The sequence below is a fragment of the uncultured Thermosynechococcus sp. genome (assembly GCF_937958135.1).
Taxonomy (GTDB): Bacteria; Cyanobacteriota; Cyanobacteriia; order Thermosynechococcales; family Thermosynechococcaceae; genus Thermosynechococcus.
Genome location: NZ_CALGOG010000006.1, coordinates 1 through 14,764, shown reverse-complemented (window position 1 = coordinate 14,764; position 14,764 = coordinate 1). Strand labels below are relative to the sequence as shown.

Here is a 14,764-nt window from a genome sequence, read left to right as displayed (position 1 = left end):
AAATTGGCGTGAGGATCGTGGATCGAGAGTGTATGTGTAGCATCTGGACCAAAGCCTATGTTAGTCACAAGATTAACATTGGGTATAGCTGTTAGACCCCCGTAGTACCAAACAGTCGCTGTCCATTGATAATCCCAAGTGTCAATTTTTCCTAGATACACTTGATCAAAAATCTTTTCCCAGTACTTTCGTTCAATAAAATCAGGCATTTTCTTCTGCCAATGAACTGATTTCTTCCATAGCGGCCAAAAAGACATATCAACCTCATATTTTTTCCAAGCACGCCGCCACGAAGCCCATCCCCAACCGTGGTTGTACTTGGAGAAATAATAGGAACCTTCACCCCGAACTTGACCATCTTGGAAGTTATTTCCTGTAATTACCCACACGCGATTGTCGTTAGCATAGTAATTAAGCAATTCCTCACAGAATCTAAAAAAATCAGGGTGAGGTAAGCAATCATCTTCTAGAATAACTCCCTGTTCTTCATACTCAAAAAACCAACTGATAGCGCTACTGACTGCAACCTTACATCCTAAGTTCTTCTCCCGAAAGAGAGTCTTGACTTCACAAGGCCAATCAACCTGTGTCGCAATTTCCCTTACTTTTGTGACCTTCTCAACCTCTCCCTCTCGGTTAGCCCTAGGACCATCGGCAGCCACATATAGTCTAGGTGGGCGAGCTTGACGAATCACTTCAAAGACTCGTTGTGTAGTATGGGGGCGATTAAAAACAAGAAAAAGGATTGGTAAGTTACAGTTCATAGCTTGTTAGCTCTCTAATTGGCTTAGGAAACCTAGAAAAGAATCTAAAAATTTTTCTTTGTTTGCATTATTTTTCTCTACATCAAGCCAATTAACTTGTATGCAGTTTTTCTCTAAAGCCTTTAAATAGAAAAGAAAATGATCTCTTTGTAGTTCTATTCTTCCATGACATATTCTTTCTAGGGCAGTAGAACAATCTTCTAGAGTACGTATCGGAAACACTCCAGGGGCATACTGATAGACATGGTAACCAAAGAGTAATACTGGCTTCTCTTGATATAAAGCCTCTAGAGTAGCGGTTCCAGTAATAGTCGCTACGCAAAGACTGCTCTTTATTAAATCAAAAGAACTAAAGCGACGAGAAACTAATCGTACTTTTGGTATTTTAAGGATATCTTTGTAAAAGCTTGGATACCTATACCTACTAGTATTCACTTCATACGTCTGAGATGGATGCTCTTTCACATATAACCACACATCCTTCGGTCTTGAGTGTGATATCCATTCTATCATTATTTTTTGATCCTCAAAAAAATCACCCAGTGGAAGTGTTGTACATTCAGGTTGATAATGCAATGGAATATAAATATACGGTTCATTCTCTAGATATTTTTTATCTAAAACAGTACAAAGACTTTCATAGTAAAGCTCAAAAATCAAGCTCGCAAAACCCTCGTAAATTTTTCTATGTATTTTTCTATGTATATGCAATCTACTAACGTATAGATTGAGATTTTTATTGCACTTGTATATCAACTTTAAAAGCAACTGAAAGATTGATTTAAGTGGCGAAACATTTATTTTTAATGCATACCTAAGATAAGCTAAGAAATCTATTAATTTATCTTTTCTAATTTTATCAATAGCCTGTTTCATATAGATAGGATTTATGTGAAGTTCTTGAGCGTTTATAAAATCAGCAAACTCTGGAGACCATTGCTTTATTTGATTCATAATTGGACTCTTTAGATATTCTTGAGTTAACGCATTGACCCTATGATCTGGCACTCTCCAGTCACTCATTAATGTAAAAGAGTTTGAGATTGATAATGGATGAAGTAAAATAGTTTTTATAGACATTAACTTACAAAGATAATAGATGACTGAATAGTAAGTTTCGTGTGGTACAACTCCAATAAATAAATTAATCTTTTTACTTTTCAAATACCATGACCAAAACTTTACGTGCTGATAGTAATGCCTTTTAGCTTCTGTATATGACAAATTGAGCCATCGATAAATTATGGATATCACTTCTGATTCATACAACCTCATTGATTCTAATATATCTCTATTCACTGGAGGTATTGAATTCATTAACTCCTCACTGTAGATACAGTGCTGAAGCTGATCATGATCCATGACTTCAAGAGTATATTTACCATAGCTTGTGTTTCTAATGTTTTTAGAAGATGAAAATTGATAAATGCATAAACAAAATTCTAAATTAATAGCTTGGCTGAGGATATCAGCAAAGTAAGGGTAATGTAGTACTATGGCTCTGTACAGTACTTGCATCTCAACACCCCATTTAGCAATCAAAGTAAAAAGCTAGAGTATTTTAATCTTCTGCCTAATAGTTTACCTTTGAATAAAGTTTCTGGTTCGTAATATATATATGGCATACCAAATAGAGTATAGTAATATCCAAAAGGAAAAGTATTCTCCTTAGGCTTTGGCAAGATTAGATTTCTTGACAGAAGAGTTTCTAAATTTTCTTTTGTACATGGTTCGTAAGCACAATTAAGTCCTCTATATGTAGCATCACCAATAACAACGACTGGTTTACCTAAATATGCAGCTTCTACGCCCATTGTCGAACTGTAAACAATCACTAAATCAGAGCTTTTAGCTAGTGCATAAGAGTCAATAGGGGAGTGACTAGGTACTACTAATACATTGTCCCCACTAAGATTATTCCAAAAATTCCTTAATCTTTGACTTTTCTGCTCTTTGTGAGGATGAACACGTATAACTAACTCTACATCATCTAGTTTTGCTACATAGCTTATCAGCCACTGGATTGCTTCGGTCTGGGAAGAAAAAATAGGATGTTCCATTGAATTTTCAACATAGATAAACTCATCATCACTGGAGCTGTAGTATGTCCATCTATACTTTTTATTTTTTCCAGGAATCAGTCCTTTTACTTGTTTTTTTGTGAAAGAAACCCAGCCAATTTCTTCGCCTTGTATTTTTTTCAAGAAATACGACTCTGCTATTTTTTCCTTATTTTCATCTTGAGAAAGTTCCCACATTTGTTTTATTGATGCTTTAATAGACTTAAAGTCATGGGGAGATTTATCAGACAAATAATACCGTTCTTTTGTTGCCCCCCTTTCATGATATAGAATAGGTATCGAATATTTCTTACAGACCTCAACAATCGGCTTTGAGCAGGCATATCTTCCATTGTATGTTATGACCTTTTTAGGATTGAGCTTCTGGATTACTTTTTCTGTTGTTAGGTATGTAGCAATTGCTGATTTAAGGTATCGCTTGACTAACTTTTTATCAATAGGCGGGTCTGGGTCTTTCATGTATGAGACATATGAGCTTACAACTCCGAGACTAATTTTTAGGTCACCTATTTTTACTTGACTTATTGAACTAATGTTATTACAACTCTCGATTTCATCTTGAATCTTCTCAAAAAGTAGATTAGTAAGTACCTTGTCAGGAACTTCTATCAAGCAATTTTCAATACCAAATCTATTGAGAACTCTAAAGAGAGCTTTTACACGATTCTGACGATTTCTTAAGAGTCTAAATTTCGGAATATAGTCGTCGGGATTATCTACATCAATAAATACAATACCAGTTTCAAGAGGATCTTGCTTGAATTTAATTGCGATCTCCCCAGATGTTTCTAGGTGAGGACAGTATGCAAACGTTTCTATCAGCAATGTATCTAGAGCCATTTTTTCCTGAGAAAACTATAGGTTAATCTTTAGGGAAAGAATACAACATTTGTTATCTTTTTTCTGCCCCTTCAAACTGTTATTCAACACTTCTGGTTTAGAATAACTAAAGGACTGTTGGCTTATTTATCTAGAACTACCTTAACTTATGAGCTGGGGATACAAGCCTATATATTAGCTGAACTTCACGGCGATCGCAAGAGGTAAAGTCTGTGTACAATAAGCCTTTTAGGTGGCTACTAGAGAACTTAGATTCATTGCCATAGAGCTATACGAAGGCTGTAGAGGGTCTGTAGGATGTCCCAGGGACTGACGCGAGAGAGTAGCGTACTGATTACGGGGGGAACTGGGTCGTTTGGCCGTGCGTTTGTCAAGGAAGTACTGCGGCGGTTCCCGGATATTCGGCGCTTGGTGATCTTTAGCCGCGATGAGCTAAAGCAGTTTGAGATGGCTCAGGAATTTCCATCCGAGAAGTATCCGGGGATTCGCTACTTCATTGGCGATGTCAGAGATCGCGATCGCCTGCGTCGGGCTTTCAGTAAGGTGGATATTGTGGTTCATGCAGCGGCCCTCAAACAAGTGCCGGCAGCGGAATATAACCCCATTGAGTTTATCCGCACTAACGTAATGGGAGCTGAAAATGTGATTCAAGCCTGCCTAGACACAAATGTGAAACAGGTCGTTGCCCTCTCGACTGACAAGGCGGCTGCTCCTATTAACCTTTACGGCGCAACAAAGCTCTGTAGCGACAAGCTCTTCATTGCCGCCAATAACTTTGCCGGCCGTGATCTGCGCTTTAGTGTGGTTCGCTATGGCAATGTCATGGGGTCACGCGGCTCAGTGATTCCCTTCTTCCTGAAAAAACGCTGCGAGGGTTGCCTGCCGATTACAGATCCCGCCATGACGCGTTTTAATATCTCCCTCCAAGAGGGGGTAGAAATGGTACTCTGGGCACTGAAGCACAGTTGGGGGGGAGAAATCTTTGTCCCTAGGATTCCCTCCTATCGCATTTTGGATGTCGCAGAGGCCATTTGTCCTGAGTGTGAGCGGGCGATCGTCGGCATTCGCCCGGGAGAGAAAATTCACGAGGAGATGATTACCACCTCTGATTCTTACACCACAGTTGACTTGGGCCAGTACTATGCCATTCTGCCGATCCAAGGACGCTACACAATTGAGGAGTATTGCGCCAAAACAGGGGCGACACGGGTCAAGCCGGGGTTTAGCTACAATTCAGGGAGTAACGATCGCTTTCTGACGGTAGAGGAACTACGCACCCTGATTCGCCAGCACGTTGATCCCAACTTTATTCCAGGCAGAGGGTAAATGATCACCATTCCCTACGGTCGCCAAGACATTACTCCAGAGGATATTGCCGCTGTTGTTGAGGTATTGCAGTCCGACTGGCTGACCCAAGGCCCCAAGATTCCCGAATTTGAAGCAGCACTGGCTAGGTATTGTGGTGCACAGTATGCCGTTGTGGTGAGTAGTGCTACAGCAGCCCTTCACCTTGCCTGTATAGCAGCAGGGTTAAAGGGGGGCGATCGCCTGTGGACATCCCCGATTACCTTTGTTGCCTCTGCCAACTGTGGCCTCTACTGCGGTGCCACGGTGGACTTTGTCGATATTGACCCCCACACCTACACTCTCAGTGTCTCTGCTCTTGCCACAAAACTAGAAATTGCAGAAAAACAGGGCACTCTCCCCAAAGTTGTCATTCCCGTTCACCTTGCCGGACAATCCTGTGAGATGGCTCCTCTTGCGGAACTAGCCCAGACCTATGGCTTTACCCTCATTGAAGATGCCTCCCATGCCATTGGGGGTCAGTACCGCAGCCGACCCATTGGTTCTTGTGAATTCTCAACCATGGCCGTCTTTAGCTTTCACCCTGTTAAGATCCTCACCACAGGCGAAGGCGGCGCCATTCTGACCAACGATCCAGACCTCTATCAGCGCCTTATTCGTCTGCGCAGCCACGGCATTACCCGTGATCCCCAGCAAATGGTAGGGGATTCCCACGGCCCTTGGTACTATCAGCAACTAGAATTGGGCTTTAACTACCGCATGACCGACCTTCAAGCTGCCCTGGGACTGCAACAACTTCAGCGCTTGGATCAGTTTATCGAACGCCGCCGTTTTTTAGCTCAACGCTATCATCAACATCTGGCTGACCTGCCTGTCACCCTGCCATTTCAACATCCCGATACCCGTTCCAGTTGGCACCTGTACATCATTCGCCTCAAGCGAAACCAGATTCAAAAATCCCATCGCGAAGTCTTTGAAGCACTTCGTACCCTTGGCATTGGCGTGAATCTCCACTACATTCCTGTCCATACCCAACCCTACTATCAGCAGTTGGGCTTTCGATGGGGAGACTTTCCCAACGCGGAAGCCTACTACCAAGAAGCAATTAGTTTACCCCTGTACTATGGGCTCACTCTTGAGCAACAGGATCAAGTAATTCAGGCCCTCAAACAAGTCTTGGCTTAGGAGGGTGATTCCAACCGCTGCTCCCCTAGAATTGGAGATAGCTAACTAGAAACACCTCATGGAGCAAGCAGAGATTGTTGCCCTAATTCAGCGGGAGTTGCCTCGGCTCATCGCTCAAGACCCCAGCCTGAGGGACTTTGTCCTGCGCACAGTCTCAGAATTATACGTTCCTCGTCGTGAGGCAGACATTAAGTTTGATCGCATCCTAGATGAACTTCGGCGCGATCGCGAGGAACAGGCTCGCCGCTGGGAGGAACAAGCCCGTCGTTGGCAAGAGCAAGATCGCAAGTGGCAAGAGCAAGCTCGTCGCTGGGAACAACAAGATCAGAGGTGGCAAGAGCAAGCCCGTCGCTGGGAGCAGCAAGATCAGAGGTGGCAAGAGCAAGCCCGTCGCTGGGAGCAGCAAGATCAGAGGTGGCAAGAGCAAGCCCGTCGCTGGGAACAACAAGACCGGAAGTGGGAGGAACAAGTCCGTAGATGGGAACAACAAGATCGGAAGTGGGAGGAACAAGTCCGTAGATGGGAGGAACAGGATCGCCGCTGGCATGAGCAACTTGCGGAAATTCGGCGGCTGGACAAACGGTTTGAAAGTACGATAGGCGCCTTAGGTGCTCGCTGGGGCATTGCCTCTGAAACCAGTTTTCGGAACGCCCTTGCGGGTATCTTGACGGAATCCTTTGGGGTTGAGGTGCTAAACTTGACGCTTTATGACCATGAGGGTGAGGTCTTTGGTCGCCCAGATCAGGTGGAACTAGACTTGATCATCAAGAATGGTCTAACCATTGCCTGTGAAATTAAATCTTCTATTGACAAGGCAGGAATGTACATCTTTGATCGCAAGGTGAATTTTTATGCGCAGCACCACCAACGCCAAATTGACCGTAAGATCGTGATCTCCCCAATGGTCGATCCGCGGGCACGACCCGTTGCTGAAGCACTGGGAATTGAAATTTATAGTTACGCCGATGCTGTAGAGGGTCTATAGGATCTCCCGGCGATTAACAAGAGGGCAGAGAGTCGTTGGGAGGATCAGGAGGGCTTGGCACAGGGTCATAGCCTCCAGGGGCAAAGGGGTGGCAGCGCAAGATACGGCGGATCGCTAGGTAGGTTCCTTTCCCTACCCCAAATCGCTCAATTGCCTCAACGGCATAGGCTGAACAGGTGGGTGTATAGCGACAGGTGGGCAAAAATAAGGGTGAAATCCACCGCTGGTAAGTGCGAATTAAAAAGATCAGTGCTTTGCTGAGCCAGTTGTCCATCGCTTTTGCTGACAACGCACCCTAATTATAAGCAGGTTAATGCGGGCGAAACAGATGATGGTGTTCTGGATTATAGAGACAGGAGCGCAAGGAGTGATTCCCTTGCTGCTGTGCCGCCAGTGCCGGGCTAATCAAGTAAAGGGTGGTGCGCGTCAAGCGCTGTTGCTGACTAAACGAGGCCATCTCAGCCAAGGGAATCAGCCACAACTGCTCATCCGGCCATCCCAAACGGTAACCCACTGCAACCAAGGTTTCGGGAGGGTAATGCTGAAGCAGGTCTCGCTGGGCACGCTGCACACAGTTTGCACTCAGGTAGAGGCAGAGGCTGGCCTTGTGTGCCGCCAAGCTGGCCAATTCTTCAGTGGGGGGCACTCGCGTACGACCACTGGCACGGGTGAGGATGATTGTCTGTACCAACTCGGGCAGCGTCAGTTCAGCATTGAGGCGAGCAGCCGCCAATTGATAGGCACTGATACCGGGGACGACTTCAACGCTGATACCCACTTCCGCAAGGCAGGCAATTTGCTCGTGAATGGCGCTGTAAAGGCTCGGATCGCCCGATTGCAGCCGCACCACTGTTTTGCCTGCCTGCACTGCTTCCACCATGAGCGGGATAATGTCTTCTAAGGTCATTGCGGCTGTGGGAATACAGGCTGCACTCGGCGGCGCAAACTGCAAAATGCTAGTCGGCACAAGAGAATCGGCATAGAGAATCACATCGGCTTCTTGAATCAGCCGCTGCCCCTTCAGGGTGAGTAATTCTGGATCACCAGGGCCAGCGCCGACAAAGTAAACTCCAGCAGCGGTCTTGCGCTCTAGCATTAGACTTTACCTGACTACCCACTTTTTAAGCGTAACTTTTGCAGGGGGCATCGTTATGTCAGGATCAAGACAGGTCAATTTAAGAGGTAGAGAATCATGAGTGGCAAACGCATTCTAATGCTCGTGGGTGACTATGTTGAAGACTACGAGGTGATGGTGCCTTTCCAAGCGCTGCAAATGGTAGGTCACACAGTGCATGCCGTCTGTCCGGATAAGGTTGTTGGTGACAGCGTTCGCACAGCCGTCCATGATTTTGAAGGGGATCAAACTTACAGCGAAAAACGGGGACACAATTTTACCCTCAATGCCACCTTTGCAGAAATTGACCCCAGTACCTATGATGCCTTAGTGGTGCCGGGGGGGCGTGCCCCAGAGTATTTGCGTCTCAATCCACGGGTACTTGAAATCGTTAAGCACTTTGGCCAAGCTCAAAAACCCATTGCAGCCATTTGCCACGGTCTCCAACTGCTGGCGGCGGCGGGTGTGCTGACAGGTAAAACCTGTACGGCCTATCCAGCCTGCGGTCCTGAGGTGGTGAGTGCGGGGGGCAACTTCACCAGTGTGGCGGTGGATGCGGTCGTGGTGGATGGAAATCTTGTAACGGCGCCAGCTTGGCCTGCCCATCCGCGGTGGTTGGCGGCATTTTTGGAGGTTTTGGGAACCAAAATTAGCCATCAGGTAACGGTTTAGGCTAGCGGTAGCATGGCGATCGCCCTCAGCCAAATTGCTGAATATCTGCAACGGCACCAACTGAACTATCGGTTGAATCTTCCTAACCATCAAATCATTACGGGCGTCAATGGCGATCACCTTGAACGATTTATCGTCATTATTGAGCTAGATGAGGGGGGTGAATTTTTTAAGCTCTATGCTCCCAATCTCTTGCCGGGGATTAAAACCCACCGCTTTCGTGATGCAATCTTACAAACGCTGCTATGCATTTCGTGGCAGACAAAAATGTTGCAGTGGGAGTACAATCCCAACGAAGGTGAAGTGCGGGCAATGATTGAATTTCCGATTGAGGACAGCACCCTCACTGAACGACAGTTTTTTCGCTGCTTGGGGGCACTGGTGGAAATCGTTGACAATACGGTGCCTCGGCTACGGCAGTTGGTTCAAGAAGACTCTCTCCCTCCAGATGCAGATCTGGCTATGGGCGAACGTCTCCTGCTAACGATTCAGGAAGAGGCACCTGGGCTATTGGATCTCATTGCCCAAGCTCTTGAGGCTCGTCGCCAACGGGGTCAGATAAATTTAGATTTAGGCTAGGGCGCAGGGGGCGTTGCCCGCGCATAGAAACGGCCATGCTTCACTTCAATCAATCCCTGGCACTTCTCACAACTAAAACGCCACAGCTTGCCCACAGGAATTTTTAGCGGCTGATGACAATGGGGACACTCTCCTTGCCATACCTCCTCCTCAGCGAGCATGCATAGGCTGCCCACCAGCAGGGGTAAGCCAATAATCGCTCCCAAAAGCGTGGCACAAAAGCCCAACCCCATGAGGATGCCCACTATTGCCGTTGCCCTTGTTAGCCCGTTGCGGGGCACCCTTTCTAGCATTGGTGTGGTGTAAATTTCTGATTCGGAGGGGGGCGGCGGCGATGCTCTGGCTGTTTCAGGTGGCGGGGTTTCTTGTGTCTTGTCTGCCTGAACTTGCGGCGCAGGCTCAGCCTCTAACCAAGGATCCCGCAGGGGAGGATAGCTAACGGCTTCTGGAGCTTGGGGAGGGGGTTCCCGAGGAGCGGTGGGTGCAGTGAGTAAAGTGTCTGAGACAACCCCAGGATCTTCAACAATGGGTGAGGGAGCGATCGCCCCCTCAGGCGAGGATTCAGCTTCAGAGGGCATCTCAACTGGGGCACTGCTCTCAATTTCTAAGGTGTCTAGAGCGGCAAGGTCTTCAGGGGTTGGTTCTGAGAAGTTGTACTCTTCAATGCTGACTTGCGGTGGGGTGGCTTCAGAGAGTTCAGGAATCTCAGGAACACTTGCTTGGGCTTCTGGTATTGCAATGCTCTCTTCTATGGGGTCAAGCGGTTCTTCCACTGGGCTGGACAACGGTTCGGCAGCGACTGCTAGAACGGGCAATTCCCCTGAGAATCCCTCAGGGGTGTCGGATTCGATGCATTCTCCTTGGGAGGAGGGCAGATTAGATACAGGTTCCTCACCATTGGCATCTGGCAATTCTGAGGGTGGGTTGGGGTCAAAGGCAGCGGCTAAATCGGCCAAGCTGATGTCCGCCTCAGGGTCAATTTCTGGCACTTCATCTAGGGAACCTTCTTGGGGCGATCGCGCCTCGGCATCTTGACTTTCGGATGTTGAAGAGTCCTCAGAGGCAATAAAAGCAGACATTAAATTCGGCAGCACCGCTTCAGGGGAGGATGGCTCGGTGGGCGCTGTTTCAGTGCTCCATGGATCTTCATCTTCGGCCATTGTCTGAGGTGGTGGGGGGATGACCTGTAATGAAAAATGGCTTTCCCAGAGGGGAACCCCTAATACCCGTGACTCAATGAAAACTCGTTGAATTTCCGGCAGGTGCAACTTTTCCAAGGCTGTACGGATCAGGGTTACGGCTGCGCCTTGGTTGAGCATTTTTTCTGAATGCAGCGTAATCATTAGCTCCTCGGCCTGACGTACCACGGTGGCCTTTACCCGCTTTGGCAGAAGAACCGCATTCAGCAGCGTACTGATAGCACGGGGGTCACCCTGCCGCGCACTATCGAGCAAACGGGAGTCACTCATAGACCGATAAATGGAATGGGATGCTGCTAGTTCTAGCCTACTGCGATTTCGAGGGAGTGATAGGGGAGCAGTGGCGATCGCTCGACCAACCTATCCATCAAAAGCAAGTCAACTTACACTCTAGGTTTAGAGGTGTTGAGAAACTTGGAAAAAATCCCTTCGGCATCAAGGACATCCATACCTTTCTCTGAAGCGGCGGCTACAGGATCCTTGATTTGTGTGTTACCCTTTCGGCATAACTTACCTTTTCGGGGATTTCAGTGGGGCTATGCGGGGGATTGAATAGCCCAAACTGCCCTTAGTCTAGCTAAGAGATGGTTAGATGACAACTCCCCCAACCGTGTAAATTCTTACAAACAATTACAAGCACCCCCTAGACTGGGAAAAAGATGTTCACACGTTTCAGCAGCCCATGACAGCGGCAACACGCTCCACAGATTGGCAACTTTTGCAACGACTGATTCCTTACCTCAAGCCCTATCGCTGGGGATTGGTGGGAAGTGGCTTGCTCTTGATTCCCTTGGCGGCAGCGGCAGCATTGCAACCGATCATTATCGGTCAGGCGATCGCCTTCCTCAAAGGAGAAGAGAGTACCTACAACTTTCTGAAAGCCTTAACCCTGACCCAAGGGATTGACCTACTGAGCATTGCGCTGCTGGTAACGGTGGTGCTCCGCTTTGGGGTGCAGGCGGTGCAAGGGTACTGGATTCAAAAAATTGGCCAAAACATTACTGCCGACATTCGCCACGACTTGTTTGACCATGTGCTGCGCTTGTCATCACGTTTTTTTGACCGTACCCCCGTCGGTAAGCTGATTACGCGCTTGACCAGTGATGTAGATGCTCTGGGGGATGTTTTTGCCACAGGGGCTGTGGGGGTTCTCAGTGATGTCTTCTCGATGCTGGTGGTCATCCTCACAATGTTTTTCATTGACCACTTGCTGGCGACACTGTTGCTGGCCTTGGTTCTGCCGATTACCGCCCTGATTATCTATTTTCAACATCGCTATCGGGTGGCCAACTACAAATCCCGGGAGGAGCTATCGCTGCTGAATGCCGATCTTCAGGAAAACATTGTGGGCATTACCGTCGTCCAATTATTTCGTCGTGAGGCCTTTAATAGCCAACTGTTTCGGCGGCGCAATCAACGCTACATCAAAGAGGTGGATCGGACGATTTTCTATGATTCGGCGGTCTCAGCAACCTTAGAGTGGATTGCCTTTGTGGCGATCGCCGGTGTTCTCTGGCTCGGTGGCACTTTGGTGGAGCAACGCACCATTGACTTTGGTACCTTAGCCACGTTTATCCTCTTTTCCCAGCGGGTATTTGATCCGCTGCGGCAGTTGGCAGAGAAATTTACGATCGTGCAAGCAGGCTTAACCGCGATTGAGCGCATCCACGATTTGCTCTCAGAACCGATTGAAATTCAAGATCCCGATCGCACCTTTTTGCGCCTACCTCGGATGGAAAATACGACCGTTGCCGTGGAGTTTCGCGATGTCTGGCTGGCCTATAAAGACGATGAATACGTGCTCAAGCAACTTTCCTTTCAGATTCAGACAGGTGAGAAGGTGGCGATTGTTGGCCCCACCGGTGCTGGCAAAAGTTCGATTATTCGCTTGCTGTGTCGCCTCTATGATCCAACGCGGGGTGAAGTCCTTGTGGGGGGTCGCAATGTGCGCGAATTGAGCCAAGCAGAGCTGCGGCAGCACATTGGCGTGATCTTGCAGGAGAGCTTTCTTTTCTCTGGCGATGTCAAAAGCAACATTGCCCTCGGTGACAACTACAGCCTTGGCGAAATTCAGCGGGTGGCTGCCGAAATGAACATTGCCGACTTTATTGAGCAGTTGCCCCAAGGCTATGACACTCCCCTGCGGCAGCGGGGCACCAATCTCTCTGCCGGTCAGCGGCAGCTTTTGGCCTTTGCGCGGGTGGCGATTCGCAACCCCGAAATCCTTGTTCTTGATGAAGCAACCGCCAATTTGGATGTGGGTACAGAGGCAAGGATTCAGGAGGCCTTGAACCGCCTCTTGGTGAATCGAACCGCCATTATTATTGCCCACCGCCTCGCTACGATTCGCCATGTGGATCGGATTTTGGTGCTCAAACGGGGACAACTGGTGGAGCAGGGCACCCACAGTGAACTTTTGGCGCGCAATGGGGTCTATGCCCATCTCTATCGATTGCAGGCATTAACGGAGAAAGAACCCCCTAGGCAGGATGCCTCATCCCTTGCTTAATCCACCACAACAGCGGTAGCCCTAGCAGTTGGAGCACCACCGATGCCAATACCAATAGACCAAGGGAATGATCGTAGAGTACACCCATGAGCAAGCTCCCTAGAAACCAGGCCAAGCCATAGCCGGTGCTGAAAATTCCATAGGCCGACCCCCGCCGTTCGGGGGGAACGAGATTAGCTACGATCGCCCGCACAATGGATTCTTGGGCACCCATACCAATGCCCCACAGCACCATGCCCCAAATCACCGCAGAACTCAGAAAAACTAAGGGAGCAAAGCCAACCGAGAGCAGGACAGCAAGGATCAAGGCCATGATGCCGATGTGATCCAGTAAGTATCCAAACAGCAGCGCCGCAACGGCATCAACTCCCATCCCGAAGGCATAAAGCAGCGGGATTTGACCGGTTTGCAGACTCTCTCCCTGCTGCAAATGAAACGCAATTAAGGGGAAATCTACATAACCCGCCCCCAGACAGGCCACTGCCAACAGGTAAATCCAAAACAACCGAGGCAGTCGCTTGGTATTGAGGTCTGGCAGCACGGTTTCAAACTCCCGTGGCTCTGGGTACCGCTGTTGAGCAATCAGTAAAACAATGAGTCCAATAACAGCGGGGAGAGCGAGAACCGCAAAACTCGATTGATAGTGCTGGGTAAGGGCAAAGACACCTGCGACGATGAGGGGGCCAGCCACAGCACCTATTTGATCCATTGCCTCATGAAGACCAAAGCCGAAGCCGCGACCCACTTGGCTGGCACCATAGGAGAGCAACACATCGCGGGGAGGGGTACGAATGGCTTTGCCGGTGCGCTCGGCAATCATGAGACTGGCGAGGACTTCCCAACGATGGGCTAGGGCCATGAGGGGAACGGCAATTGTATTGATGGCGTAGCCAAGGGTAGTAATTCGCCAATAGGCACGGGTGCGATCGCTCACATAGCCAACCACCAAGCGCAGACCATAGCCAATGAATTCCCCTAAGCCGGCTACCAAGCCCACGACCGTACCACTGGCACCTAAGACTCCTAAATAGACCCCCGTCAGACTGCGTGCGCCTTCATAGGTGGCATCGGCACAGAGGGAGACGACTCCCAATAGCACCACAAAACTTAGGGCTGACCCTTTTTTGCTCAACATGCTTCACTTCTCCTTGCCAGAATGTTCACAGTATAGTGGTGACGAATTGGTAACGGGCGATCGCGATGGTGGAGGCACTCAGCGCAGCCAGCCCCCTAGTGATTTGGATGAGTCTGGGTCTTGTCTGTGGGCGTTGGTTACCGGCAGTGATTCCCCAGTGGTTAGGCCGTAGCCTCTATTGGGTGGGCGTGCCCATTCAAATTTTTGCCCTGGTGCGGCAGACCGATTTCGCAGGACTGATTTGGTTGGCACCGCTATTGGCCTTTGTCGCTTTGATTGTTGGGTATGTGCTTGCCCAAAGCTTATATGCTTGGCAGCAACGCTACTTTCAGCCCCAGTGGCTCCAATACACTCCCCCTTTCCTGAGCAGTACAGTGCCTGAAGGAGAAAGTCGGC

13 protein-coding genes and 1 pseudogene are annotated in these 14,764 nt (G+C 48.4%); 7 read left to right on the top strand and 7 right to left on the bottom strand.

Going from position 1 to position 14,764, the window contains the following annotated elements:
• The 3 genes from Q0711_RS00940 to Q0711_RS00930 all read right to left on the bottom strand — a co-directional run.
• On the bottom strand, positions 1-695 hold a 695-nt coding region (locus Q0711_RS00940), incomplete at its 3' end, for a glycosyltransferase family 2 protein (RefSeq protein WP_299041322.1).
• A gap of 75 nt (positions 696-770) precedes the next feature.
• Complete coding sequence (locus Q0711_RS00935) at positions 771-2,306, bottom strand: hypothetical protein (RefSeq protein ID WP_299041320.1); 1,536 nt, start codon at positions 2,304-2,306, stop codon at positions 771-773.
• Positions 2,303-3,685, bottom strand: a complete 1,383-nt coding sequence (locus tag Q0711_RS00930; RefSeq protein ID WP_299041318.1) for a hypothetical protein — start codon at positions 3,683-3,685, stop codon at positions 2,303-2,305. Before Q0711_RS00930 ends, Q0711_RS00935 begins: the two co-directional genes overlap by 4 nt.
• Positions 3,686-3,982: 297 nt before the next feature.
• Between Q0711_RS00930 and pseB the strand changes: the two genes are divergently transcribed.
• From pseB to Q0711_RS00915, 3 genes are read left to right on the top strand one after another with little or no spacing between them, the layout of a single operon-like run.
• Positions 3,983-5,011 carry a UDP-N-acetylglucosamine 4,6-dehydratase (inverting) gene (gene pseB, locus Q0711_RS00925; protein WP_299041316.1) on the top strand — a complete coding sequence of 343 codons (1,029 nt, stop codon included), beginning with the start codon at positions 3,983-3,985 and terminating at the stop codon, positions 5,009-5,011.
• Positions 5,012-6,175, top strand: coding sequence for a UDP-4-amino-4,6-dideoxy-N-acetyl-beta-L-altrosamine transaminase (gene pseC, locus Q0711_RS00920; protein WP_298611631.1), 1,164 nt, complete (start codon positions 5,012-5,014; stop codon positions 6,173-6,175).
• 58 nt (positions 6,176-6,233) lie between these two features.
• On the top strand, positions 6,234-7,160 hold the full coding sequence (locus Q0711_RS00915) for a DUF3782 domain-containing protein (RefSeq protein WP_298611634.1): 927 nt from the start codon (positions 6,234-6,236) through the stop codon (positions 7,158-7,160).
• 13 nt (positions 7,161-7,173) lie between these two features.
• Here Q0711_RS00915 and yidD read toward each other — a convergent pair whose 3' ends face one another.
• Together yidD and cobM are read right to left on the bottom strand one after the other, a co-directional pair.
• Positions 7,174-7,434: a membrane protein insertion efficiency factor YidD gene (yidD, locus tag Q0711_RS00910; RefSeq protein WP_298611636.1), complete on the bottom strand. Its 261-nt coding sequence runs from the start codon at positions 7,432-7,434 to the stop codon at positions 7,174-7,176.
• A gap of 36 nt (positions 7,435-7,470) precedes the next feature.
• Positions 7,471-8,256, bottom strand: coding sequence for a precorrin-4 C(11)-methyltransferase (gene cobM / locus Q0711_RS00905; RefSeq protein WP_298611639.1), 786 nt, complete (start codon positions 8,254-8,256; stop codon positions 7,471-7,473).
• 96 nt (positions 8,257-8,352) lie between these two features.
• Between cobM and Q0711_RS00900 the strand changes: the two genes are divergently transcribed.
• Both Q0711_RS00900 and Q0711_RS00895 read left to right on the top strand, forming a co-directional pair.
• A complete protein-coding gene (locus Q0711_RS00900; RefSeq protein ID WP_298611642.1) occupies positions 8,353-8,946 on the top strand; it encodes a DJ-1/PfpI family protein in 594 nt (197 codons plus the stop codon).
• Between the two features lie 12 nt (positions 8,947-8,958).
• Entirely contained in the window at positions 8,959-9,525 is a 567-nt protein-coding gene (locus Q0711_RS00895; protein WP_298611645.1) for a hypothetical protein, read from the top strand.
• Here the strand turns inward: Q0711_RS00895 and Q0711_RS00890 are convergent.
• Complete coding sequence (locus Q0711_RS00890) at positions 9,522-10,994, bottom strand: hypothetical protein (protein WP_299041311.1); 1,473 nt, start codon at positions 10,992-10,994, stop codon at positions 9,522-9,524. The genes Q0711_RS00895 and Q0711_RS00890 overlap by 4 nt on opposite strands.
• A 412-nt stretch (positions 10,995-11,406) precedes the next feature.
• On the opposite strand from Q0711_RS00890, the gene Q0711_RS00885 reads away from it, so the two are divergent.
• Positions 11,407-13,233, top strand: coding sequence for an ABC transporter ATP-binding protein (locus Q0711_RS00885; RefSeq protein ID WP_298611652.1), 1,827 nt, complete (start codon positions 11,407-11,409; stop codon positions 13,231-13,233).
• Here Q0711_RS00885 and Q0711_RS00880 read toward each other — a convergent pair.
• Positions 13,205-14,365: an MFS transporter gene (locus tag Q0711_RS00880; RefSeq protein WP_366519071.1), complete on the bottom strand. Its 1,161-nt coding sequence runs from the start codon at positions 14,363-14,365 to the stop codon at positions 13,205-13,207. The two genes, Q0711_RS00885 and Q0711_RS00880, sit on opposite strands and share 29 nt — an antisense overlap.
• Before the next feature lie 68 nt (positions 14,366-14,433).
• Here Q0711_RS00880 and Q0711_RS00875 point away from each other — a divergent pair.
• Positions 14,434-14,764: pseudogene (locus Q0711_RS00875) on the top strand (AEC family transporter); the annotation flags it as partial.